At 73.3% G+C, this 23,184-nt stretch carries 18 protein-coding genes and 1 pseudogene; 5 read left to right on the top strand and 14 right to left on the bottom strand.

The features are described 5' to 3' along the window. Positions 1-36: 36 nt before the first annotated feature. From trmFO to uvrA, 6 genes are all read right to left on the bottom strand, one after another. Positions 37-1,464, bottom strand: coding sequence for a methylenetetrahydrofolate--tRNA-(uracil(54)-C(5))-methyltransferase (FADH(2)-oxidizing) TrmFO (trmFO, locus tag BKE41_RS09225; RefSeq protein ID WP_063111676.1), 1,428 nt, complete (start codon positions 1,462-1,464; stop codon positions 37-39). A 90-nt stretch (positions 1,465-1,554) separates the two neighbouring features. Beyond that, positions 1,555-1,701 carry a DUF1127 domain-containing protein gene (locus BKE41_RS30230; RefSeq protein WP_012318555.1) on the bottom strand — a complete coding sequence of 49 codons (147 nt, stop codon included), beginning with the start codon at positions 1,699-1,701 and terminating at the stop codon, positions 1,555-1,557. A gap of 283 nt (positions 1,702-1,984) precedes the next feature. Next, on the bottom strand, positions 1,985-2,254 hold the full coding sequence (locus BKE41_RS09220; RefSeq protein WP_012318554.1) for a hypothetical protein: 270 nt from the start codon (positions 2,252-2,254) through the stop codon (positions 1,985-1,987). Between the two features lie 160 nt (positions 2,255-2,414). Continuing rightward, complete coding sequence (locus BKE41_RS09215) at positions 2,415-3,389, bottom strand: S1C family serine protease (RefSeq protein WP_012318553.1); 975 nt, start codon at positions 3,387-3,389, stop codon at positions 2,415-2,417. A 264-nt stretch (positions 3,390-3,653) separates the two neighbouring features. Further along, positions 3,654-4,634 (bottom strand): transporter, encoded by a 981-nt coding sequence (locus tag BKE41_RS09210; RefSeq protein WP_070999209.1) that lies wholly within the window; start codon positions 4,632-4,634, stop codon positions 3,654-3,656. A gap of 545 nt (positions 4,635-5,179) precedes the next feature. Next, positions 5,180-8,281, bottom strand: a complete 3,102-nt coding sequence (uvrA, locus tag BKE41_RS09205; protein ID WP_070999207.1) for an excinuclease ABC subunit UvrA — start codon at positions 8,279-8,281, stop codon at positions 5,180-5,182. A 427-nt stretch (positions 8,282-8,708) separates the two neighbouring features. Here uvrA and BKE41_RS09200 point away from each other — a divergent pair, with 427 nt between their 5' ends. Further along, entirely contained in the window at positions 8,709-9,887 is a 1,179-nt protein-coding gene (locus BKE41_RS09200) for an MFS transporter (protein WP_029360891.1), read from the top strand. A gap of 2 nt (positions 9,888-9,889) precedes the next feature. Here the strand turns inward: BKE41_RS09200 and BKE41_RS09195 are convergent, their stop codons facing one another. Both BKE41_RS09195 and BKE41_RS09190 read right to left on the bottom strand, forming a co-directional pair. Then, a complete protein-coding gene (locus BKE41_RS09195) occupies positions 9,890-10,315 on the bottom strand; it encodes a cupin domain-containing protein (RefSeq protein ID WP_012318549.1) in 426 nt (141 codons plus the stop codon). A gap of 7 nt (positions 10,316-10,322) precedes the next feature. Continuing rightward, the gene (locus BKE41_RS09190; RefSeq protein WP_012318548.1) at positions 10,323-11,342 is read right to left on the bottom strand and encodes a zinc-binding alcohol dehydrogenase family protein; all 1,020 of its coding nucleotides are present in this window, start codon (positions 11,340-11,342) and stop codon (positions 10,323-10,325) included. 108 nt (positions 11,343-11,450) lie between these two features. Between BKE41_RS09190 and BKE41_RS09185 the strand changes: the two genes are divergently transcribed. After that, positions 11,451-11,810, top strand: a complete 360-nt coding sequence (locus tag BKE41_RS09185; RefSeq protein WP_012318547.1) for a helix-turn-helix domain-containing protein — start codon at positions 11,451-11,453, stop codon at positions 11,808-11,810. Between the two features lie 101 nt (positions 11,811-11,911). Then, positions 11,912-13,960 carry a nitrate- and nitrite sensing domain-containing protein gene (locus tag BKE41_RS09180; RefSeq protein WP_070999206.1) on the top strand — a complete coding sequence of 683 codons (2,049 nt, stop codon included), beginning with the start codon at positions 11,912-11,914 and terminating at the stop codon, positions 13,958-13,960. A gap of 105 nt (positions 13,961-14,065) precedes the next feature. Here BKE41_RS09180 and BKE41_RS09175 read toward each other — a convergent pair whose 3' ends face one another. From BKE41_RS09175 to BKE41_RS09160, 4 genes are all read right to left on the bottom strand, one after another. Next, entirely contained in the window at positions 14,066-14,923 is an 858-nt protein-coding gene (locus BKE41_RS09175; protein ID WP_070999204.1) for an amidohydrolase family protein, read from the bottom strand. A 52-nt stretch (positions 14,924-14,975) separates the two neighbouring features. Continuing rightward, positions 14,976-16,445, bottom strand: coding sequence for an MFS transporter (locus BKE41_RS09170; protein WP_245295934.1), 1,470 nt, complete (start codon positions 16,443-16,445; stop codon positions 14,976-14,978). A 161-nt stretch (positions 16,446-16,606) separates the two neighbouring features. Next, positions 16,607-16,861: a hypothetical protein gene (locus BKE41_RS09165; RefSeq protein WP_012318543.1), complete on the bottom strand. Its 255-nt coding sequence runs from the start codon at positions 16,859-16,861 to the stop codon at positions 16,607-16,609. Positions 16,862-17,020: 159 nt separating this feature from the next. Then, positions 17,021-17,866 carry an RNA methyltransferase gene (locus BKE41_RS09160; protein ID WP_012318542.1) on the bottom strand — a complete coding sequence of 282 codons (846 nt, stop codon included), beginning with the start codon at positions 17,864-17,866 and terminating at the stop codon, positions 17,021-17,023. A gap of 898 nt (positions 17,867-18,764) precedes the next feature. Here BKE41_RS09160 and BKE41_RS09155 point away from each other — a divergent pair. Both BKE41_RS09155 and BKE41_RS32590 read left to right on the top strand, forming a co-directional pair. After that, positions 18,765-19,859: a replication protein RepA gene (locus BKE41_RS09155; RefSeq protein ID WP_012318541.1), complete on the top strand. Its 1,095-nt coding sequence runs from the start codon at positions 18,765-18,767 to the stop codon at positions 19,857-19,859. 117 nt (positions 19,860-19,976) lie between these two features. Next, positions 19,977-20,614: pseudogene (locus BKE41_RS32590) on the top strand (hypothetical protein). 262 nt (positions 20,615-20,876) lie between these two features. On the opposite strand, the gene BKE41_RS09140 reads toward BKE41_RS32590, so the two are convergent. After that, positions 20,877-21,251, bottom strand: coding sequence for a hypothetical protein (locus tag BKE41_RS09140; RefSeq protein WP_012318538.1), 375 nt, complete (start codon positions 21,249-21,251; stop codon positions 20,877-20,879). A 350-nt stretch (positions 21,252-21,601) separates the two neighbouring features. After that, positions 21,602-23,182 carry a SulP family inorganic anion transporter gene (locus BKE41_RS09135; RefSeq protein ID WP_058608320.1) on the bottom strand — a complete coding sequence of 527 codons (1,581 nt, stop codon included), beginning with the start codon at positions 23,180-23,182 and terminating at the stop codon, positions 21,602-21,604. Positions 23,183-23,184 lie beyond the last annotated feature (2 nt).

The raw sequence follows: 23,184 nt of genomic DNA, 5'->3' as shown, positions 1-23,184 counted from the left end.
ATGAGGCCTCGGGCGGTGCAAGCCCCGTGCGGCTAGCTATTCCGCAGCCGCAGGTCTCGCCGCACCGTCCCGCGCGCCCTCCAACCAGAGAGCGAGATCGGCCCGGGCCCGGTCGGTGAGCGCGCGCTTCTTCAGCGCCGCCTTCTCGGGCCCGCGCAGGCGCCGGCCGGTCTCGTTGCGGGGGGCCCGCTCGAGCGGCGGGAACAGGCCGAAATTGACGTTCATCGGCTGGAACGAGCGCGGGGCGTTGGCCTCGCCGTCCGCCATCAGGTGGCCGCCGGTGATGTGGGCGATGAGCGCGCCGAGGGCCGTGCTCTGGGGCAGGGGGGCGAGCGGCCGGCCGGCCGCCTCCGCGACGGCGAAGCGGCCGGCCATCAGCCCGACCGCGGCGCTCTCGACGTAGCCCTCGCAGCCGGTGATCTGGCCGGCGAAGCGTAAGGAGGGCCGGGCCCTCAGCCGGAGGGTGGCGTCGAGGAGGCGCGGGCTGTCGAGATAGGTGTTGCGGTGCAGGCCCCCGAGGCGGGCGAACTCGGCCCGCTCCAGGCCGGGGATCATGCGGAAGATCCGGACCTGCTCGGAATAGGTCAGCTTCGTCTGGAAGCCGACCATGTTGTACAGGGTGCCCAGCGCGTTGTCCTGGCGCAGCTGCACGATCGCGCAGGGCTTGACCAGCGGGTCGCGGGGATTGGTGAGCCCCACGGGCTTCATCGGCCCGTGGCGCAGGGTCTCGGGGCCGCGCTCGGCCATGACCTCGACGGGCAGGCAGCCGTCGAAATAGGGCGTGCCCTCCCACTGCTTGAACCCGATCTTCTCGCCCGCCACGAGGGCGGCCACGAAGGTGTCGTACTGCTCACGGCTCATCGGGCAGTTGAGGTAGTCCGCGCCCGTGCCGCCGGGTCCCGGCTTGTCGTAGCGGGACTGGAACCACGCCACGTCCATGTCGATCGAGTCGCGGTGGACGATCGGCGCGATCGCGTCGAAGAAGGCCAGCGACGCGGCGCCGGTGAGCCCGCGGATGCCCTCGGCCAGCGCCGGCGCCGTGAGCGGGCCGGTGGCGACGATGCAGGGGCCCCATGCCTCCGGCGGCAGGCCCTCGACCTCCCCGCGGACGAGGGTGACGTTGGGGTGCTGCTCCAGGGCTCGGGTCACCGCGGCGGAGAAGCCCTCGCGGTCGACCGCCAGCGCCCCGCCCGCCGGCACCTGGTTGGTGTCGGCCGCCCGCATGATCAGCGAGCCCAAGCTGCGCATCTCCTGGTGCAGCAGCCCGACGGCGTTGCCCTCGGGGTCGTCGGACCGGAACGAGTTCGAGCAGACGAGTTCGGCCAGGCCGTCCGTCCGATGCGCCTCGGTGCCGCGCACGGGGCGCATCTCGTGGATCACCGCGCGGTGCCCGGCTTCGGCCACCTGCCAGGCGGCCTCGGATCCGGCGAGACCGCCGCCGACGATGTGGATGATCTGTGTCATGTCTGAGAATAGCGAAGGACCGCCGTCCGGATCAACGGGCGGCGGTCCTTCGGGACGTTCGTCTCGGGTGCTGTGACTCGGGCGCTGGGATCAGACGCGGGCGACGCCGCGGATCTCGCTGCGGTTGATGCCGAGATCGGCAAGATCGCGGTCCGACAGGCGGGACAGCTGGGAGACGGTGTCGCGGTACCGGAGATAGGCGCGGACGCGGCTCAGGACGCTACGGGCGGCGGACATGGTGTGCTGTGACCTCTGCTCAGGCAGACGATGGCGCCCCATTGCGCATCGCTGCCTCTTGTTGGTGCAATGCACATATAATCCGACCGCAGCGCAGCAGGAGGCGCAAGGTCAAGCACCAGACCTGCGGGAATTGCATAACCGGCTTAAGAAACCGGCAAGGTTTCCGAATGGTCATTCTTTGTGCGCATGCGGGGTCGCGCGGGGCTCCCCGCACGCGCGAAGGGCGCCCCACCGGTCGGCGGGACGCCCTCCCGGCGTCTCACGCGTGCCCGGACCGGGCTCAGTAGAACGGGCGCGGCCCGTAGAAGCCGTAGGGCCGGTAGAACGGCCGCGGCCGGTAATAGCCGCCGTACCCGCCGTAGTAGATCGGGCGCCGCCAGTAGCCGTAGGGCCGGGGGCCCCAGTTCGGCCGGCAGATGCCCCAGGGATTGGGGTGGAAGCCGGGGCCGCAGCCCCCGGCCGCCTCGGCGGACCCCGCGAGCCCTAGGCCGCCCGCGACCGCGGCGGCCATCACGAGCGCCTTCGCGCGCGGTGCGCTCAGAATCGTCATGACTGGATCTCCTCAACGCTTCCGGCGGATCGGGAGCCGGTGGTTGCAGATTCGGTCCCGCCACCTGAACCGTCGCTGAGCCGTAGGTTGTGTCCGGTACAGACCCGCGACGGCACCCGCGGCAACGCCGCCCGCCGCGCGAAAGTTGCGCGCTGCGGGCTCAGTGCAGCGAGGGCGTGCGCAGGAACCGCTCCCGGTCCCCGGAGACGAGGGCGAGCTTCACCCCGCGTCCCTCCCGGCGGATCGTGAGGGGGACCCGCACCCCGGCCTCGCCGAGGGCCCAGACGCTGCGGAACAAGGCGGCGAGATCGGCCACCGGCTCGCCGGCCACCGCCTCGATCACGTCCCCGGCCTGGAGGCCGCCGGTCTCGGCCGGGCCGTTGTCGGCGAGGCCCATGACGACGATGCCCTCCTCGCTCTCGGTGGCGTAGAGGCCGAGCCAGGGGCGCGGCGGCCGGTTGGCGCGCCCGCGCGTGGCGAGGTCCTCGAGGATCGGCGTCAGCAGGTCGATGGGCACGACCATGTTGATCGGCCGCGCCGCGCCGGCGCCGCCCTGCTGCAGCTGCAGCGAGCCGATGCCGAGCAGGTCGCCCTGGGGACCGATCAGCGCGGTGCCGCCCCAGTGCGGGTGGGCGGGGGCGGTGAACAGGGCCTCGTCGAGGACGTATTCCCAGTAGCCGGCGAATTCCTGCCGGGCGACCACCTCGACGGCGACGCAGCGCTGGCGCCCGCCCGCCCCCGCCAGCACGGCCCGGTCACCGGTCTTCAGCCCGGCCGAGCGGCCGAGCGGGAGGGCCGGCACGCCGAGATCGCCGAGCGCCTGGACCAGGCCGAAGCCCGTGGCGGCGTCGAAGCCGAGGACGTGGCCGGGCACCGAGCGGCCGTCCCGGGTGGTGAGCCAGACGCTCTCGGCCTCGGTGACGAGGTAGCCGATGGTGAGCACCAGCCCGTCCTCGCGGATCACCACGCCGTTTCCGGCGCGCTCGGTGCCGAGCGTCTCGGCCGTGAACGCGCTCTCCGGGATCCGCGCCGACAGGGCCAGGACGGCGGAGAGCGCCCGGTCGAGGTCGTAGCCGTAATCCGCGGGCCTGGGCTGGGCCTGCGCGGGGATCTTCCACTCGCCCTGCGTCGCCATGACATTCCTTCGGCTCGTCCGCCTGCGCCCCGGTCGGCCCCGGAGCCGCGCAATCGGCACACCATAGGATGTCCGCGCCGCCCGCGTCACCCGCGGCCGGTTGCGACCCATGGCCGGGCCCGCGCGGGGCGGCCCGCGGCGGGGCCGGCACAACAAAAAACCGCCCGGCGGGGCCGGGCGGCGCGCCGTCCCGGGGGACGGCCTGTCGGAGATCCGGGAGCCCCCGCCGCGCGGTGGCGGGGAGCCCGGCGTCTCGGGAGGGTCTCAGTACTTGCGGACCAGGGCCGCCGGGACCGGCGAGGCGGCCGGGGCCGGCGAGTACAGCGGCACGATGAACCGGATCCAGCCGTCGGTGGAGTAGTTGCTGCGGGTCTGGCCGAACGCGTTGGTGGTCTGGAGCCCGGTCACGACGTCGCGGGCGACGTAGGCCTGGACGGTGAAGATCTTGAAGTCGTAGCCGATGAGACCGCCGATGGCGAAGCGGCCGCGGTTGCCGGCCGCCGCGCTGGCCTGGCTGATGTCGAAGTTGTAGGTGCCGTAGGCGACCGGGCCGATCTCGAAGTTGCCGAACTTCTTCGTCGCGGTGAGGTCGAAGTTCAGCGAGTCCGACAGGCGGATCGGGCCGATGGCGGCGCCGACCTGGCCGGGGAAGCGACCGGGCGAGTCGTAGATGTTGGCGGTCAGGTTGGCGGTCAGGTTCCAGCCGTCACCGGTGTAGCTGCCGGCGATGCCGAAGCGGTAGGTGTTGGAGGAGAGCTGCGGCAGGACCGGGGTGGCCGTCGCGCCGGTCGGCGTGATGATCGAGCCGCGGTCGCCGTTCAGGTCGTTCAGGTAGGCGCCGCCGAGCAAGCTGACGCCGAAGTTGTTGCCGAGGTCGAAGGCCCAGATGCCGCCGACGAAGGTGCCGACGTTGATCGAGATGTCCTTGTTGCGCACGCCCGCCGGGTTGCGGGTGAAGGCGAACACGGTCGGGGGCGCCACGAGCAGCTCGACGCGGCCGCCGAACGGCACGAACGGGGTCGACCAGACCAGGACCGGGATGTTGACGGCCGTGTCGGGATCGTTCCGGCCGTCGGTGCGGCGGTAGGTGAACGTGTTGATGGCGTAGAGGCCTTCCGGCAGCGGCGCGCCGACCGCGAGGCCGACCTGCTCGCCGGGAACCGTGGTGGTCTGCGCCTGCGCGATCGTCGAGGTCATGCCGACCGTGAGCGCGACCGTGCCGGCCGCGAGCCAGTTCTTCATCATTTTCTCATTCCTTCCCAAGGTCACACGGCGTCCGTCCCGCATTCGGCACTTCCCTGCCGGTCTGCTCGCCTATCGCGGCTGCCGGCTTCGGACCTGCCGAGCGCCCCCACGGAGCCTGCCCGTCTCAACGTCTGCGACTATTCTACAGAGACCTGCGGAAAGACAGTGGAATGCTCGCCGAAACGCCACAACCAGCCGAACCGTTGCGCAAAAGCCGCATTTTTGCGGCGATGCAACACTGTCCACAGACCCTGCTCGAACGCGGGGTCCGGCAAAATATCGTTGAACGGTCAAGCTGTTGTCGGGCCGGGCGGCGGGAGAATCCGGCAAGGTCGGGGCGGCGATCGGGCAGGCGGCCGGTCCGGACGCGGCGTCCGGAATCCGGCGCCGGACCGGCCGGCAACCGGTTCGGACCGGCGCCCCGCGGCTCGAATCACCGCCCGCTCGGGCAGGTTCCGGACCGCACCCGGCAGAAACTGCCGCGCCGGGATCGGCCGGCGGGGCGGGCCAGCCGAGACGGCCGCCGAGCGGGACGGTCCGCCGCGCTACTCCGCGGCGCGACCGCGGCTCGCCGGTGAGGCGGGGCGCCGCTCCAGCACCTCGCGCAGGAACCGGCCGGTATGGCTCGCGGTCGCGCGCGCGATCGCCTCGGGCGTCCCCTGGGCCACCACCCGGCCGCCGCCGTCGCCGCCCTCGGGGCCCATGTCGATCACCCAGTCGGCGGTCTTGATCACTTCGAGGTTGTGCTCAATCACCACCACCGTGTTGCCCTGGTCGACCAGCTCGTGGAGGACCTCCATAAGCTTGGCGACGTCGTGGAAGTGCAGGCCGGTGGTCGGCTCGTCGAGGATGTAGAGCGTGCGGCCGGTGGCGCGCTTCGACAGCTCCTTGGAGAGCTTCACCCGCTGCGCCTCGCCCCCCGACAGGGTGGTGGCCTGCTGGCCGACATGGACGTAGTGCAGGCCGACCCGCTTCAGGGTCTCGAGCTTGTCGCGGATCGCCGGCACCGCCTTGAACAGCTCGGCCGCCTCCTCGACGGTGGAATCGAGCACGTCGGCGATCGACTTGCCCCGGTACTTCACCTCCAGGGTCTCGCGGTCGTAGCGCTTGCCCTTGCAGACGTCGCAGGTGACGTAGACGTCCGGCAGGAAGTGCATCTCGATCTTGATGACGCCGTCGCCCGAGCAGGCCTCGCAGCGCCCGCCCTTGACGTTGAACGAGAAGCGGCCGGGCTGGTAGCCGCGCGCCTTGGCCTCGGGCAGGCCCGCGAACCAGTCGCGGATCGGCGTGAAGGCGCCGATATAGGTCGCGGGGTTCGAGCGCGGGGTGCGCCCGATCGGCGACTGGTCGATGTCGATGACCTTGTCGAGGTGCTCCAGCCCCTCCAGCCGCCCGTAGGGCGCCGGGTGCTCCAGGGCGCCGTTCAGCTTCTTCGCCACCGCCTTGTAGAGCGTGTCGATCACCAGGGTCGACTTGCCGCCCCCGGACACGCCGGTGATGCAGGTGAAGGTGCCGAGCGGGATCTCGACATCCACGTCCTTCAGATTGTTGCCCCTTGCGCCGAACAGCCCGAGCTTGCCCTTCCGGCCCTTGCGGCGCGCGGTCGGGGTGCGCACGGACATCGCGCCGGTGAGATACTTGGCGGTGAGCGAGGCGGGATTCGCCAGCACCTCGGCGGGCGTCCCCTGCGCGATGATCTCGCCGCCGTGGATGCCGGCGCCCGGCCCGACATCGACCACGTAATCGGCCTGCAGGATCGCGTCCTCGTCGTGCTCGACCACGATCACCGAGTTGCCGAGGTCGCGCAGGCGCTTGAGCGTGCCGAGCAGCCGCTCGTTGTCGCGCTGGTGCAGGCCGATCGAGGGCTCGTCCAGCACGTAGAGCACGCCGGTCAGCCCCGAGCCGATCTGCGAGGCGAGCCGGATGCGCTGGCTCTCGCCGCCCGAGAGCGAGCCGGAGCCGCGGGCGAGCGTCAGGTATTCCAGGCCGACATCCACCAGGAAGGTCAGCCGGTCGCGGATCTCTTTCAGGATCCGGACCGCGATCTCGTTCTGCTTGGCGGTCAGCTTCTCCGGCAGCTCCGAGAACCAGCGGTGCGCCTCGCTCACCGAGAGGGCCGTGACGTCGGCGATGTCCGCCATGGCGACCTTCACGGCGAGCGCCTCGGGCTTCAGCCGCTTGCCGCCGCAGGCGGCGCAGGGCGTCTCGCTCATGAAGCGCCCGATCTCCTCCCGGACGGCGTCCGAGTCGCTCTCCTTGTAGCGGCGCTCCAGGTTCGGGATCACGCCCTCGAACGGCTTGTTGACCGTGTACTTGCGCAACCCGTCGTCGTAGGCGAAGCGGATCGACTGCTTGCCCGAGCCGTAGAGCACGATGGCGCGGGCGGTCTCCGACAGGCTCTGCCAGGGGAGGCCCGTCTTGAAGCCGAAATGCTCGGCCAGCGCCTCCAGGGTCTGGCCGTAATAGGGCGAGGTCGACTTCGCCCAGGGGCCGACCGCGCCGCGCTTCAGGCTCAGGGCCGGGTCGGAGATCACCAGCTCGGGATCGATCCGCATCTCGTGGCCGATGCCGCTGCAGGTCGGGCAGGCGCCGAACGGGTTGTTGAACGAGAACAGACGCGGCTCGATCTCCGCGATGGTGAAGCCCGAGACCGGGCAGGCGAACCGCGACGAGAAGGTGATGGTCCGGGGCGCCTCGCCCTCGGGGGCGTCGGCGAACACGATCTCGGCGACGCCGTCGGCGAGCTCCAGCGCCGTCTCGAAGGATTCGGCGAGGCGCGAGCCGATATCGGCGCGGACCACGATCCGGTCGACCACCACGTCGATGTCGTGCTTGAACTTCTTGTCGAGCTTGGGCACGTCGTCGATGGCGTAGTACTCGCCGTTCACGCGCAGACGCTGGAAGCCCTTCTTCTGGTACTCGGCGATTTCCTTGCGGTACTCGCCTTTCCGCCCGCGGACCACCGGCGCGAGCAGGTAGAGCCGGGTCTTCTCCGGCAGCTCCAGCACGCGGTCGACCATCTGCTGGACGGTCTGGCTCTCGATCGGCAGGCCGGTGGCCGGCGAGTAGGGGATGCCGACCCGCGCCCAGAGCAGGCGCATGTAGTCGTAGATCTCGGTGACCGTCCCCACGGTGGAGCGGGGATTCTTGGAGGTGGTCTTCTGCTCGATGGAGATGGCCGGCGACAGCCCGTCGATCTGGTCGACGTCGGGCTTCGACATCATCTCCAGGAACTGGCGAGCGTAGGCCGAGAGCGACTCGACGTAGCGGCGCTGCCCCTCGGCGTAGATCGTGTCGAAGGCGAGCGACGACTTGCCCGAGCCCGAGAGCCCGGTGAACACGACGAGCTTGTCCCGGGGGATGGTCAGGTCGACGTTCTTGAGATTGTGCTCCCGGGCGCCGCGGATCGCGATGACCCGCCGGTCCTCGACGGGGGCCGGCGCGGCGTCGAACAGGGCCTCCAGCCTGGCGTCGATGGCGGCCTCGGTCCGGGCCGCGGGCGCCTCGCCCTTCGCGCGGGCCTGTCTGGGCAGGGCCGCCTTCGTTGAGCCTGCCTTCGTCGAGGCTGTCTTGAGGGGCGCCTTGGGAGCGGCTTTGGCGGCGCCGGCGCGGCTTGCGACACGACTTCCAGCTTGGGCTTTGGCCATGAGGGCGGCGGTCTTTCGAGGCGTCGACGCGGTCAGAGTCGGATTCGCGCGCGGGCCAGCCGCCGCACCGGCCTCATGTCGAGCCCGCGGGGGCTCACGGCAAGATGCGGCCGGCGGGACGCAGGCCCGTCATGCGCCGCCCTTGCTAGAACGAAACGCGTACGTCGGCAACCGCTCGGTGAACGCGCAGCCGTCTTTGCGCGCGCAGCGAAGCAATCCGGATGGCGCCACGCTGACGAGCCGCGCGCCGGGCCCCTTCGCTGCGCGGGCGACGACGTGCAGCCAACGGCCGCGATCGGAGTCCGGCGGCCCCGGGTTCGCCGGACCTCGATTCGCCAAACCTTGGCCCACCTTCGGTGTTGCACCGCGGGAGTTGAGATCCACATTGCCCAATCCCGCCCACAGATCCAAGTCCCGACAGGCATCGATGCCAGCGCTCGACCTGACCGATCCGGTTGCCATCCCGGGGGCCGACGACCGGGCCGCGGCCCGGCAGAGGCTGTCCACCCGGCTGCTGTTCCTGATCGTCGGCATCGCCAACGCCACCTGGGCGCCCCTGGTGCCGCTGGTGAAGGACCGCGCCGGCCTCGACGCGGCGGGGCTCGGCCTGCTGCTCCTCACCTTCGGCGTCGGCTCGATCCTGGCAATGCCGAGCGCCGGGGCCGCGGCCGCGCGGCTCGGCTTCCGGCCGGTCCTGCTCGCCGGCACGCTGGCCCTCGGCCTCGCCCTCCCGGTGCTGGCCGCGGCCTCGGGGCTCGTGACGCTCACCCTGGGGCTGCTGCTGTTCGGGGCCGGGATGGGGGCGGTGGACTGCGTCATGAACCTGCAGGCGGTCGCGGTGGAGCGCCGGAGCGGGCACCCGATGATGTCGGGCTTCCACGGCCTCTACAGCCTCGGCTGCATCCTGGGGGCGCTGATCGCCAGCGGCCTGCTGGCGGCGGGCCTCGGCGCGGGCTGGAGCGTGCTTCTCCTGTCCGCCGGCATCGCGGCCCTGTTCGCCGCCGCCTGGCCCGGCATCCTGCCGCCGGACAGGGGAGGGGCGCGCGGCGGCCCCGCCTTCGCGCTGCCCCGCGGCCCGGTGCTGGTCCTGGGGCTGCTCTGCTTCGTGGTGTTCCTCACCGAGGGCTCGGCCCTCGACTGGAGCGCGGTCTTCCTGATCCAGCAGCGGGGGCTCGATCCGGCCTGGGCGGCGCTCGGCTACGCGGCCTTCTCGGTGACGATGACGGTCGGCCGGCTCGCGGGCGACCGGGTCGTGGCCCGGCTCGGGCGCCGGAGCGTGGTCGTCCTCGGCGGCCTGCTGGCGGCCGTCGGCCTCGCGCTCTCGGTCCTCGTCCCGGCCTGGGAGGCGGCACTCGCCGGCTACGCGCTGGTCGGGGCGGGCTGCGCCAACATCGTCCCGGTCCTGTTCACGGCGGCCGGCCGCCAGAGGGCGATGGCCGAGAGCGTGGCGGTGCCGGCGGTGACGACGCTGGGCTATGCCGGGGTGCTGGCGGGCCCGGCCCTGATCGGCTTCGCCGCGCAGGCGCTCGGCCTTCCCGCGGCGCTCCTGATCGTGGCGGCCCTGCTCGTCGGCGTGGCGGCGGCCGGGCGCTCCCTGCGGGTCTGACCTCAACCCTCCGCGTTGCGCGCCATGAAGCTGGCCGGCGTCCCGTCCTCCGGGTTCACGAAGATGATGTCGGTCGGCGCCCGGCGGGGCGTGTCGATCGACAGGAACACCACCGGGTCCCCGGGCTCGAGCGCCGGCATCGCGTGGACCGTGCCCTTCTCGAAGAACAGGAGCTGGCCGGGGCCGAACGCGGTCACCGCGGCGGGATCGCGCATCCAGAAGGTGCCCCGGCCCGAGAGGCAGTAGAGGTACTCGTCGCAGGTGGCGTGGTAGTGCGGCGGCGTCGGCCGGTAGACCCGGAACACCCGGGCGCTCGCGGCCTCCCGGTCGGTCAGGTAGGTGTCGACCAGGAGGGTCCCGGCGCTGTCGGGCAGCGCCGCCGCCAGTGCCGCCACGTCGAAGATCCCGGTCCCCGCCGCCTCCGTCATCGCGTCCTCACTCCGAGAAGCCTTCGAGCACGATCTTGCCCCTGGCGCGCCCGCTCTCGATCAGGCCGTGGGCGCGCCGGAGATTCGCGGCGTCGATCCGCCCGTAATGCTCTCCCAGGGTGGTGCGCAGGCGGCCCGAATCAATGAGGCGGGCGACCTCGTCGAGGAGCGCGCCCTGGGCAGCGATGTCGGCGGTGGCGAACATCGAGCGGGTGAACATGAACTCCCAGTGCAGCGACAGGCTCTTGCGCTTGAGGAGCCCGACATCGAGGCGCTCCGGATCGTCGATCAGGGCGAGGCGGCCCTGCGGGGCGATGAGCTCGACGATCGCGGCGAGGTGCGCGTCGGTGTTGGTCGTGGAGAAGACGAGGCCCGGCGCGCCGAGCCCCAGGGCCGCCACCTCGGCCGCCAGGGGCTTGGAATGGTCGACCACGTGGTGGGCGCCGAGGTCCCGGCACCAGGCCGCCGTCTCGGGCCGCGACGCGGTGGCGATCACGGTGAGGTCGGTGAGTTCCCGGGCGAGCTGGATGGCCACCGATCCGACGCCCCCCGCGCCGCCGACGATCAGGATCGCCGGGGCGGCGCCCGGAACCGGCTTGCCCGTGTCGAGCCGGTCGAACAGCGTCTCCCAGGCGGTGATCGCGGTGAGCGGCAGGGCGGCGGCCTGCGCCCAGTCGAGGCGCGCGGGCTTGCGCCCGACGATGCGGGCATCGACGCAGTGGAACTGGGCGTTCGTCCCCGGCCGGGTGAGGTCGCCCGCGTAGAACACCGCGTCGCCCGCGGCGAAGCCCTGGACCTCCGCGCCGGCGGCGACGACGGTGCCGGCCGCGTCCCAGCCGAGCACCTTGGCGCCGCCGGCCTCCGGCTCGGCCCGCCGCCGGACCTTGGTGTCGACGGGGTTCACCGAGACCGCCTCGACCTTCACCAGCAGGTCCAGCGGGCCGGGCGCCGGCTGGGGCAGGTCGAGGTCGACCAGGGCTTCGGGATCGGTGATCGGCAGGGACTTGCGGTAGCCGACGGCGCGCATGGTGATCTCCTCGGGCTGTCGCCGCAGGAGATGCCGCCCGCCTTCACGGGCCGCAAGTACGCACATAAAACGCCGCTAGTGCCGGAAACCATACCGTCGGAGACGCCCATGCCCCGCACCCGCCGCCACACGGGGGCCTGCAGCCCCGGCTGCGCCGTCGAGGCGACGCTCCGGCTCATCGACGGCAAGTGGAAGGGCGTGATCCTCTATCACCTGCTGGAGGGAACCCTGCGGTTCAACGAGATCCGGCGGCGCCTCGCCAGCGTGACCCAGCGCATGCTCACGAACCAGTTGCGCGAAATGGAAGCCGACGGCCTGATCACCCGGACGGTCTATGCCGAGGTTCCCCCGAAGGTCGAATACAGCCTGACCGAGCGGGGGCGGTCCCTCGAGCCGGTCATCCGCGCGCTGAAGACCTGGGGAGATCTGCACGTCGAATTGGCAGATGCGGCCCAAAACGCCGCCTGATTGGGCAGACCGGTCCCGGATCCGCGCGAGACCCATAACCGGATTTTTATGACTTGGCCGGAAGGTGGCGCGTCTCCTGCCGGACGGTTCCAGATCTTCCGATGCCGATCCTCGCCTCGCTCCGCGCCCGCATCCTGGCGGTGGCGCTCGCCCCGTGCCTCGCCTTCGCGGGGGCGGCCGGCCTCGCCGTGTCGGACCAGTGGGCGCGGCGGGCCGAGATGGACCGGGTTGAGGGCCTGGTCGGCCTCGCCTCCCGGATCAGCGCCTTCGTGCACGAGGCCCAGCGGGAGCGCGGGGCCTCGAGCCTGTTCCTGGGCGCGCAGGGCGCGCAGTTCGGTCCGGAACTGGCGGCCCAGCGCAGGCGCACCGACGCGGCGCTCGCCGGACTGCCCGAGGCCGTGACCGCCGCGACGGGCTTCGGGCCGGTCTTCGCGGCCCGGAGCGAGGGCTTCGCGCAGGCGCTCACCGGACTGGCCGCGCAGCGCCGGGCCGTCGACGCCCTGACGGCGGCCACGCCGCAGGCCGTGGCCTACTACACGGGCCTGATCGGGGAGGGGCTCGGGCTGGTGCGGGCCATGGGCGGCGCGATCGACGAGGCCGGCCTCGCCGCCCGGGCGAACGCCTACGCGGCCTTCCTGGCGCTGAAGGAGGCGGCCGGCCAGGAGCGGGCCGTCGCCGCGGCGGTCTTCGCCTCCGGCAACCTCGACCTCGCGGCCGCCCGCCGCCTCGCGACCCTCGCGGCCGAGCAGGCGACCTATGCCGGCCTGTTCCGGGCCGGGGCCGAGGCCGGGCAGGCGCACCTGCTCGACGCCGCGGAGGCGACCGGGCCGGCCCGCGAGGTCGCGCGCCTGCGGACGGTCGCGCAGGAGACGATGCCGGGGACGCCCCTCGCCTTCCGCGACGCGCCGGCGTGGTTCCGCCTCGCCACGCAGCGCATCGACGCCCTGAAGGGCGTGGAGGACCGGCTCACCGCCGACCTGGTGGCGGCCGCGGGGGCGGTGCACGCCCGCGCCGGGCGGATGCTGGCCTTCTGGGCCGCCGGCGGCCTCGCCCTGTTCGCCCTCTCGGCCGGCCTCGCGGTCTGGCTCGGCACGGCCATCGCCCGTCCGCTCTCCCGGATGGCCGGGGTGCTGACCGCGATCGGCCGGGACGCGGGCACGGCCGACCTGACCATCCCGACCGGCGGGCCGCGCGAGGTCCGGGCGATCGCCGCCGCCGCCCTGGCGTTCCGCGACAGCGTCGCCGAGCGCCGGGCGGCCCGGGCCGCGCAGGAGCGGCTCGCCGCCGAGACCGCGGCGGCCCAGCGCGCGGCCGCCCTCGGCCTCGCCGACAGCTTCGAGCGCCAGGTCGGCGGGATCGTCGCGGCCGTCTCGGCGGCGGCGGCCCAGCTGGAGGCCTCCGCGCACGGGATGGCCCGCGCCGCCCAGGACACGACCGATCTCAGCCGGGCGGTGGCGGTGTCGGCCGATTCGGCCGCCCGATCGGCCGACACGGTGGCGGCGGCCACCGAGGAGCTCACCGCCTCGGTCCGGGAGATCGGCGTGCAGGTCGGGTCCTCGGCGGACCTCGCGGCGGCCGCCACGCGGAGCGCGGACGGCATGGCCGGGGAAGTCCACCGCCTCGCCCAGGCGGCCGGCAGCATCGGGGAGATCGTCGCGATCATCTCGCAGATCGCCGGCCAGACCAACCTGCTGGCGCTCAACGCCACCATCGAGGCGGCGCGCGCCGGGGAGGCCGGCCGCGGCTTCGCGGTGGTCGCCGCCGAGGTCAAGCACCTCGCGGAGCAGACCGCCCGGGCCACCGAGGAGATCGCCGGCAAGGTCTCGGAGATCACCGGATCGACCGAGGCCTCGGTCCGGTCGATCGGCGGCATCACCGCGGTGATCCGCGACCTCGCCCGGATCGGCGCCGAGATCGCCGCCATGGTCGAGCAGCAGGGCGCGGCCACCGCGGAGATCGCCCGGACCACCGCGCAGACCTCGCAGGACACAAGCGGGGTCTCGAAGCACATGGCGGGCGTCGGCGCGGCGGCCGGCACCGCGAGCCAGGGCTCGGCCCAGGTGCTGCACGCGGCGGCCGACCTGTCCCGGCAGGCGGGCGATCTGCGCGGCGCGGTCGAGACCTTCCTCACCCGGGTTCGCGCAGCCTGACGCGGGATCCCGAAGGGCTCGGCCCTTCGGCGGGGTGTCGGGGCAGTGCCCCGACATGCGGGCCGCGCCCGCGAAAGGTCCCGGACCTCCCGAACCGGGCTTTCCCTACGCGGCGAGGCCGAGCCCGAGGAGCCGGTCGGCGTTGCGCCAGAGGGCGGCCTCCAGGGCCTCCTCGGACAGGCCGAGGCCGCGGAAATCCGCGACGCCCTGGCCCATCGGGCGGAACGGGAACGAGGAGCCGAACAGGAACTGGTCCTTCATGAACCCGTTCGCCGCCTCGACGTAGAGGCCGCCGCCCGGCGCGAACGTGTACATGTCGGGCGAGACGAAGACGTTCGCGTTGCGGAACGCCACCGTCACCATGTCGGCAACGTGCGGGTAGAACCCGTGGCAGCACACGATCGGCAGCGCAGGGAAGGTCCTGGCGACCCGGTCGACCGCGAGCGGGTCGTTGAGGCGCAGGTCCGGCGTCGTCGGCCCCGACATCACGAAGGCCGGGACCTCGAGCTCCTGGCACAGCTCGTAGAGCGGCATCAGGCGCTCGTCGTCGGCCCGCATGGCCTCGCGGTAGAAGCCGGCATCGAGGTTGATGCCCTTGAAGCCGAGCTCGGTCACGGCGCGCCGCGCCTCCGCGAGGGCGGCCTTGCGGCCGAGCTTCACCGGATCCACCGAGGCGATGCCGATCAGCCGCCTCGGGTCGTGCCGGGCGGCCTCCGCCAGGGCGTCGTTCGAGACCCGCACCCCCGGGACCGAGCGGGCGACCATGACGGCGACGTCGATGCCGGCCCCGTCCATCTCGGCACGGAAGCCCTCGATCGTCGCGCCGCGGGTGAAGTGCTCCACCTCCCGGCTGCCGACCCGGGCATTGAGCCAGCGGTCCACGCCGAACTCGGGCGTGTCCGGCTCGGCGCCGAAGAATCTGTGCAGGAAGGTCGGCCGGCTGCGCATGTCCACGACGGGCATTGTTCGCGAGTCTCCTGTGCGGATCGAGCTGTGTGTCCGGTCGGTCCTCGTCTCAGCGCGAGACGGCCTCCAGCACCTTGCCGCGGGTCTCGACGCCGAGGGTCAGGACCAGCAGGGCGGCGATCAGGAAGCCGCCGGCGCCGACCTGGAACGCGGTGGCCGGGCCGTGGTCGCGCACCAGCACCGGCACGATCATCGGCCCCAGGATGGCGCCGATCCGCCCGAAGGCCGAGGCGAAGCCGGCGCCCGTGGCTCGGGCCCGGGTCGGGTAGAGTTCCGGCGTGTAGGCGTAGAGGCAGCTCCACATGCCGAACATGAAGAACTGCATGACGAAGCCGGCGACGAACAGCCAGGTCACGGCGACGCCCGAGACGGTCAGCACCGTCCCGGCGCCGGCATTGCCGTACAGGTAGGCCGCCGCCGCCGCGCAGATCAGGAACAGGGCGGTGGTGGGCTTGCGGCCGACCCGCTCGAGCAGCACGGCCGCCGCGGCGAAGCCCGGGATGCCGCCGAGGGTGATCAGGGTGACGAAGCCCACCGAGCCGACGATCGAGAAGCCGCGCTCCTTGAGCAGCACGGCGATCCAGGAATTGAGGCCGAAGAAGCCGATCAGCGCGAAGAACCACAGCCCGAACGCCATCACGGTGCGCAGGCGGTATTCGGGCGCGAACAGAGTCGCGACGGCGCCGCGGTGCGGACCCTGATGCGGACCCTGATGCGGATCTTGCCGCGGGCCGGGCACGGCCGCCGTCGCCGCGGCCAGGGCCGGCGCGACCGGGGGGAGGGGGCGGCCGGTGGCGCGCTCCACGGCCCGCTCCATCGCGGCCATCGCGGATTCCGCCTCCGCTTCGCGGCCCGCCTCGGCGAGCCAGCGGGGCGATTCCGGCATCGTGCGGCGCACCGCCAGCACCACGAGCGACAGCAGGCCGACCACCACGAAGGCCCAGCGCCAACCGAGATGGGGCAGGACGAAGAAGCTGATCGCCCCCGAGAGGACGTAGCCGACCGCCCAGAACCCCTCCAGGATCGCGATGTACTTGCCGCGCACCCGGGCCGGTACGATCTCCGAGACCATCGCCTGCGCCACCGGCGCCTCGCCGCCGACGCCGACCCCGATCAGGAACCGGCAGGCCATCAGCACGGGCAGGCTCCAGGCGGCCGCCGCCGCGAGGCTCGCCAGCCCCCAGACCACCATGGTCACCTGGAACACCGCCTTGCGGCCGAACCGGTCGGAGGCGGTGCCCGCGAGGACGTTGCCCACGAGCTGGCCCGCGAAGGTCATGGCGGCGAGCTGGCCGGCCTCGGTGGGCGTCAGGCCGAAGGCCGCCACGATCGCGCCGAGCAGGAAGGTCAGGAGCGCCACGTCGATCTGGTCGACGAGCCACGCCGAGGCGATGACCGCGAAGATCCGGCGCTGGTAGCCCGACATGGGCAGCCGCTCCAGGCGCGCCGCGATGTCGGAGGCGTGCGGCCGCGCGGCCCCGGATGACGGGGCGACCGGGCGTTCGGCGGCTGGCGGCACGGTCGGCTGCTCCCTCCGCGTCCCGGACCGTACCGGGGCGGTTCCGCGGATCCGGTACATCACGCCGGGGTCCCGGAACAGGGACGGTGCGCGCCCGTGCGCTTCGGAGCGGGACCCGGGCCGGATCCCGGTCGGCCGGGGCCGCCTCCGGGGTTTCCGGTTCAGTCGGGAATCGCGAAGCCGATCGACAGGCACAGGGCCGCGACGGCCGTCAGGGCCATGGCGGCCTGACGGACCTGGTGCCAGCGCGCGCTGCGCGCGCGCTCCTCCGGGCTGGCGCCGAGCCGGAGCTCGTCGTCGAAGCCCGTCACGAAGGATTCGAAGTTCGGGAAGGCGCGCCGCGCGAGCCAAATCCACACACCGACGGCGACCAGGCCGAGGGCCCAACCGCCGTAGGTAAACGCATCGTCCAACATCCGGCGCAGCCCTCGAGCCGACGCCCCCCTCGCCGCGTATTCTACGGGAAGTTGCGAAGATTGCCTAGGCGGAACAGGGGCTTCCGGGCTCGGTTCCGTGTTTCCGAACGTATCGCGGCGGCCCCGCTCGGGGACTGGTCCGGCCGCGTCACGGTCCCGTCAGTCCCTCTTCCGGCCGAGGGCGTAGAGGGTGATGGCGGCGGCGTTCGAGACGTTGAGGCTGCGGATCGCGCCCGAGAAGGGGATCCGGGCCAGGACGTCGCAGCAGCCCCGGGTCCGCTCGCGCAGGCCCTTGCCCTCGGCGCCCAGCACGATCACCAGGGGCCGCGCGACCGTCAGCGCGTCGAGGCTCTCGGGCGCGTCCGAATCGAGGCCGACCCGGGTGAAGCCGCGTTCGCCCAGTTCGATCAGGGCCTCGGCGAGGTTCCGGACAGTCACGAAGGGCACGTGTTCCAGGCCGCCGGAAGCGGATTTCGCCAGGACCCCGGTGGCGCCCGGCGCGTGGCGCGCCGTGGTGACGATCCCGGCCACGCCGAAGGCCGCGGCGGTGCGCACGATCGCCCCGACATTGTGCGGGTCGGTGATCTGGTCGAGCGCCAGCAGCAGCGCGTCGGCGGGCAGATCGTCGAGGCCGGGGGCGGGTAGGGGCTCGGCCTCCAGGTACAGCCCCTGGTGGACGGCGTCCGGGCCGAGCAGGCGGCCGATGTCGCTCGGCCGGACCAGTTCCGGGGTGATCCGCACGGCGCCGCCGAACTCGGCCTCCAGGCGCGCGGCCGCGTTCTCGGTGGCGAGCAGCCGGTGCAGGCCGCGCTGGGCGTTGCCCAGGGCCTGCACCACGGGATGCCAGCCGTAGAGCACGGTCGGCCCGTCGCCGCCCTCCTCCCGCGGGCGGGCCGCCGCGGCCGGGCGGCTTCCGGGCCGGGGGGCCGGGCGCCGGGGCCAGGGCGGGCGTGGCCGGCTGGGGCGTCCGCCGGGCGGGCGGCCGTCGTCGCGGCGATCCGTCATCGGGCTGCGATCGGCGAAGGGGCCCAGGGCAGGGCGAGGCTGGGCCGGGCGAATTCGGGCAAGGGGGGCATTGGCGCGCTCTTCTCTGAGGGCCCTCTCGGAAGGAGCCGAGAAACCGGGCCGCATCGTCCGCGTCAAGCCGCCATCACACCGTGACCCTGGCCGAACCCCGGTGCGATGCCGGAGGCCACCCGGTCGTCGGCGGGGCGCGGCGGCACGGCACGGAACTCCTTCGCCGTTCCGTCAAGCCGCGACGGTCGTTCCCCGTGGGAATGTGGAAAACCTGCTCATATTCCCTTCGCACCCTGTGCATGTGCGGCGCGACACGGTCGTTCGTCAGAACGAACGGGCTGGTCCGCAGTAGGAAGATTATCTGGATGAATCTTTCAGAGAGTCAGTTCAGCAGGTTATATGGGGTGGCGAATTCCGCATGTGTGCCAGTGGTTTGGCGCGCGTTCGCGCATCCGACTCTGCGCGGGGATGCATTGAACTCTGCGCGGCGGCGTATCCGATTCTGCGCCCGGGCCGCGCCCCGCCGTATCGGAATCTGCGCGGCCGCGTATCCGATTCGGCGCGGATTCGCCCCCGGATCGGTGGATAACGGGGACGGTCACCGGGCACCCGCGCGTATCGGACTCTGCGCCGGACGCGGCGTCGGCTCGGCGTCGGATCGGCGGGCGACAAGACCCGTATCGAACTCTGCGCGCCGGGGCGGGCGCCGGCCGTGAAGCGACCGGCGTCGGCCCGCTCGCGGGCGTGATCCCGCACCGGGGAAGCGTGGATTGCCGGGACAAGGCCGACCGGACGGGGGCCGCGGCGGGCGAATCGTGGCATGGCAGGATCGGGCCGTCCGTCCGCCCGCCGGATGGACGGCCCGTGCAGCGCGGGCCGAGGGGCGATGAGCATCGAGGAGAAGATCGCCGGGATCCATGACCCGGACCTGCGGGCCGAGATCGAGGCGGCGCGCGGCGGCTTCCTGTTCGCGCAGATCGTCGAGCACGTGCTGCACCGTCAGCGCGAGCGCGATGCCCGGGCCGCCCTCCTGGGGGAGGAGGAGAGCCGCCGGGCCGGGCTGTCGCGCGACCAGCGCCGCCGCGACGCGGTGCGCCTCGTGATCGAGAACGAGCCGGCCCTCCCGTCGAGCCTCCAGCACATCCACTCGGTCCTGGCTCTGTGCGGCCTGCCCTACCGCGATCCCGGGCCGGTGCGGGAATTCTCCCGCAGCTACGGCCGCAACTCGCTCAACCTGATCGCCGGCCGGATCAAGGACCCGGAGACCGGCGCCTTCGAGCCCCAGGGGCTGCCCTACGGCCCGAAGGCCCGGCTGGTCCTGCTCCACCTCTGCACCGAGGCCGTGCGCCAGCGCAGCCCCACCGTGAAGGTGGCCGAGACCCTGTCTGGCTTCATGCGCGAGATGGGCTTCGCGGTCACGGGGGGCGAGCGCGGCACCATCCGCCAGTTCAAGGAACAGCTGAACCGGCTGGCCGCCTGCTCCATGCAGATCGGCCTCTGGGACGGGCGCGACAGCGCCACCACCCTCAACGTCCCGCCGTTCCGCAGCCTGGAGCTGTGGCGCCCCCGCGCCGGGGAGGGGGACGACGAGGCCGGCCGCACGGTGCGCTTCGATCCCGAATTCTACGAGACCCTGATCCGGCACGCCCTGCCGGTGGACGTGCGGGCGGCCCGGGCCTTCTCGGGCTCGGCGCGCAAGCTCGACCTGCTGTTCTGGACCGGCTACCGCCTGCGGTCCCTGCAGCGGCCGCTCCGCCTGACCTGGGCGAACCTCCACGCGCAGTTCGGGGCCGAGAACGCCTCGATCCGCAGCTTCCGCCAGGCGTTCAAGGCCGATCTCGCGCACCTGCGCGAGGTGTTTCCGCGGCTGCCGCTGGTGCTCGACGACGGCGGCCTGACCCTGCACCCGGCCGATCCCAGCACGCTGCTCGTGCCGCCCCGCCCTGCGGGCAAGGGAATACGGAAGCGCGCGAAGGAATAGATCAGAGCGCGAGGTTCATTCCCTCACGGAATGAAACGGGCCAGGATGGAGAGTCGGTCGTATTCCCTCTGCCGATCGGAATGAGTATATGTTCCGTCCGCTTGGAAGGAACATGACGTGGGCCTGTCGGACTCCGAGATCGCGGCGCGGCTCGCCGCGCTGCGCCGCCAGCGCGAGGCGCTCGATCGGGAGATCGCCGATCTCGTCCTCTACCAGGAGCTCGGTCGCCGGCTGGCGGCCGGCGGAGCGGACGCGCGGCCGGACCCGACCCTGAAGCCCGATCCGCCGGCGGGGCTGCGCCGAGACCCGGCCGACGGGCCGCCGCGGGGTCGGGACGTGCCGGAGGGCCGGCCCGGGGCGCCTGCCGACGGGGAGCCCGCGGCCCGCGACGGCGGGCGTGCGGTCGATCCGCGGCGCGGTCGCCCGATCCCGCCGGCGCCGCCGGGCCGATCCCGCCGGTGATCGCCTTCACGGAGGACGCCGCCGGCGCCCGCCGCTACGGCCGGGCCGTGGTGCAGGCGGCCTGCGCGGCGATCGCGCGGGCGGGCCGGCCGCTGCACGCGGCCGAGATCCTGGAGGTGCTCGCCCGGCAGGGCTTCACCCTGCCCGGCCGGGATCCGGTGGCGGCCCTCAACACGCGCCTGTGGAAGCGGTCGGGGCCGGGCGGCCCCCTGAACCGGGTCGCCGAGGCCACCTACGCCCTGGCATCTTCGGAGCCGGATCCAGCCCGAGGGGTGCCGGTCACGAAGACGTGACGCCGGACCCCGCCACCGTCTCCCCACTTGGGCGCGCGTCGGGCCCGGCGATCCGCTCGGCCGCGCGCTGACCCAGGCCGCCCGCGCCCACGCGGATCTGATCACGCGGCTGCTCGCCGTCGCGGCGGTCGGCGCGGCCGTGCCGGTGCTCCTCGTCGCCTCCCGCGACCACGCGCCGGAGGGTTGGGACCTTCGACGAGGTCACGGTCTACGCGGCCTCCTGGCCCGGCCGCCGGGCGCCGGCAGCGCCGGTCGGGCCGCTTCAGTTGACCAGGCAGAAGCCCTGACCGGTGCCGACCCGGCGCTCCTGCGCGCACCAGGGCTTGGACGCGCCGGAGCCGGTCGCCGGGGCCCTCAGGCTGGCGGTCGTCTGCGCGGGGTCGGCCGCGGTGCCGCGGAGGGTGAGGCTGCCGAGGGGCGCCCGGCCGGGCTCGGGCCGGAGCGCGGCCTGATCGGGGCCGGCCTCCGGTCGCGACCCCGGCGCGACCGCCCTGTCCGGCGCCGGGAGCGCGGGGCTCGCGGCCACCGGCTGCACCGGGTCGGGCGGGCTCAGGGTCGCGAGGCCGGGCATGTCCTGCGCTGCCGCGGCGCCGCACAGGACCAGGCAGGCGGCCGGGGCCGCGAGGAACCTGATCATCGACGAAGCTCCTGACGAGAACCATTCCGCCGGCCGGTCCCGCGGCGCGGGCCTGCCGTGGGGCTGAGTCTGGCCTTCCGCTCGTTAAAGGGGCGCGAAGATTCAGGATTAACCGGTTTTGAAGATCGCCGGGTCCCCGGACCCGGACAGCCTTGACGGCCCGCGCGGCGGGCTGCCGCCGCCCGGAGAGCGGGGCCGGTGGCCGGACGCGGCGCGGAGCCGCTCCCGATCGCCCCAGCGACGGGAACGGCTCCGCGCCGTTGTTTCTCGGGCCGCGGCTTCGGCGCCCGGCCCGCGCTGCGGGCGCCCCGCCGCGACCGGCCGGCCGCCGGCAGAGGGCGCGGGGCCCTTCAGTGGGCCGGGGCCGCCACCGCGGCGGCGAGCCGGTCGTGCGGGACGCCCGAGCCGCCGACCACCGCGATCCGGCTGCCGCCGGCGCTGCGCCGGCTCGCCCAGTCGCCGATCATCTCCAGGCAGGTGTGGTCGATGGCCGCGAGGTTGTCGGTGGCGAGGCGGACCTCGCCGCCCGCCGGGGTGCGCTCCAGGGCCGCCGTGAGGCTCGGCAGTTGCAGGAAGGTGGCCGCCCCCGACAGGCGCAGCTCCGGCACGCCCGGCACTTCGGGGGCCGCCGCGTGCTCGATCCGGAGCCGTCCCTTGCGCAGGCTCGGCAGGGCCTGGAGCAGGCTCAGGGCGAGGCCGGTCAGCACCCCGGTGAGCAGGTCCACCGCCACCACGGTGGCCATCGTGGCGAGCCAGATCGCCGCGGTCAGCCAGCCGTAGCGGGCCTGCAGGTGCAGGGCGTGGGCCGGGCTCGCCAGACGCCAGCCGGTGACCACCAGGATGCCGGCGAGGCTCGCGGTCGGCACCAGGGCCAGCAGCCAGGGCAGCGCGAGCAGGAAGGCCAGGATCCAGGTCCCGTGCATCACCGTGGCGGCGCGGCTCACGGCGCCCGCCTGGACGTTGGCCGAGGAGCGCACGATCACCCCGGTCATCGGCAGCGCGCCGACGAGCCCGCAGATCAGGTTGCCGATGCCCTGCGCGCCGAGTTCCCGGTTGAACTGGGTGCGGGGGCCGTCGTGCATCCGGTCGACGGCGGCCGCCGAGAGCAGGCTCTCGGCGCTGGCGATCACCGCGATCACCAGGGCCATGATCAGGATCTCGGCCTCGGCGAGGCGCGCCCAGGACTCGGCGGCCGGCAGGGCGAGGCCGGAGAACAGCGCCTCCGGCACCGCCACGCGCTTGACGGCGAAATCCCCGAGCCCCGCCACGAGGCTGCCCGCCAGCACGCCGACGAGCGCCCCGGGCAGGAGCCGGAGCCGCGCCGGGCGCAGCCGCTCCCAGGCGATCATCGCCGCGATGGTGATCCCGCCGACGATCACGGCCCCGGTGCGGTCGCCCGTGCCGGTGACGAAGTTGAAGAACGCGGCCGGGATCGCCACGAGATTGTCGAGGCCGCTCGCCCGGGGGAGGGCGTCGGTCAGGACGTGGATCTGGGCCAGCACGATCAGGATCCCGATGCCGGCCAGCATGCCGTGCACCACGGCCGGCGAGATCGCCCGGAACCAGCCGCCGACCCGCAGGGCGCCGGCGGCGAGCTGGACGAGGCCCGCCACCACCAGGACGGGGCCCAGGGCGTCGAGACCGTGCGCCTGCACGAACCCGTAGACGATCACGGCGAGCCCGGCGGCGGGCCCGCTGACCTGGAGCGGCGAGCCGGCGAGGAGGCCGACCACGATGCCGCCGACGATGCCGGTGATGAGGCCGCGCTCCGGCGGCACGCCGGACGCGATGGCGATGCCCATGCACAGGGGCAGCGCCACCAGGAAGACCACCACGGAGGCGGGCAGGTCCCGGGCGAGGCTCGCCCGGACGGCGCCGCCCGGGGCGAGGGCGCTCTGCAGGGTCGTGGTCAGGCGGCCGGGGGGGCGCATGA

Source organism: Methylobacterium sp. C1, from assembly GCF_001854385.1.
Classification (GTDB): domain Bacteria; phylum Pseudomonadota; class Alphaproteobacteria; order Rhizobiales; family Beijerinckiaceae; genus Methylobacterium; species Methylobacterium radiotolerans.
The sequence above is the reverse complement of the archived record's forward strand: the minus strand, read 5'-3'. Positions and strand labels throughout refer to the sequence as shown.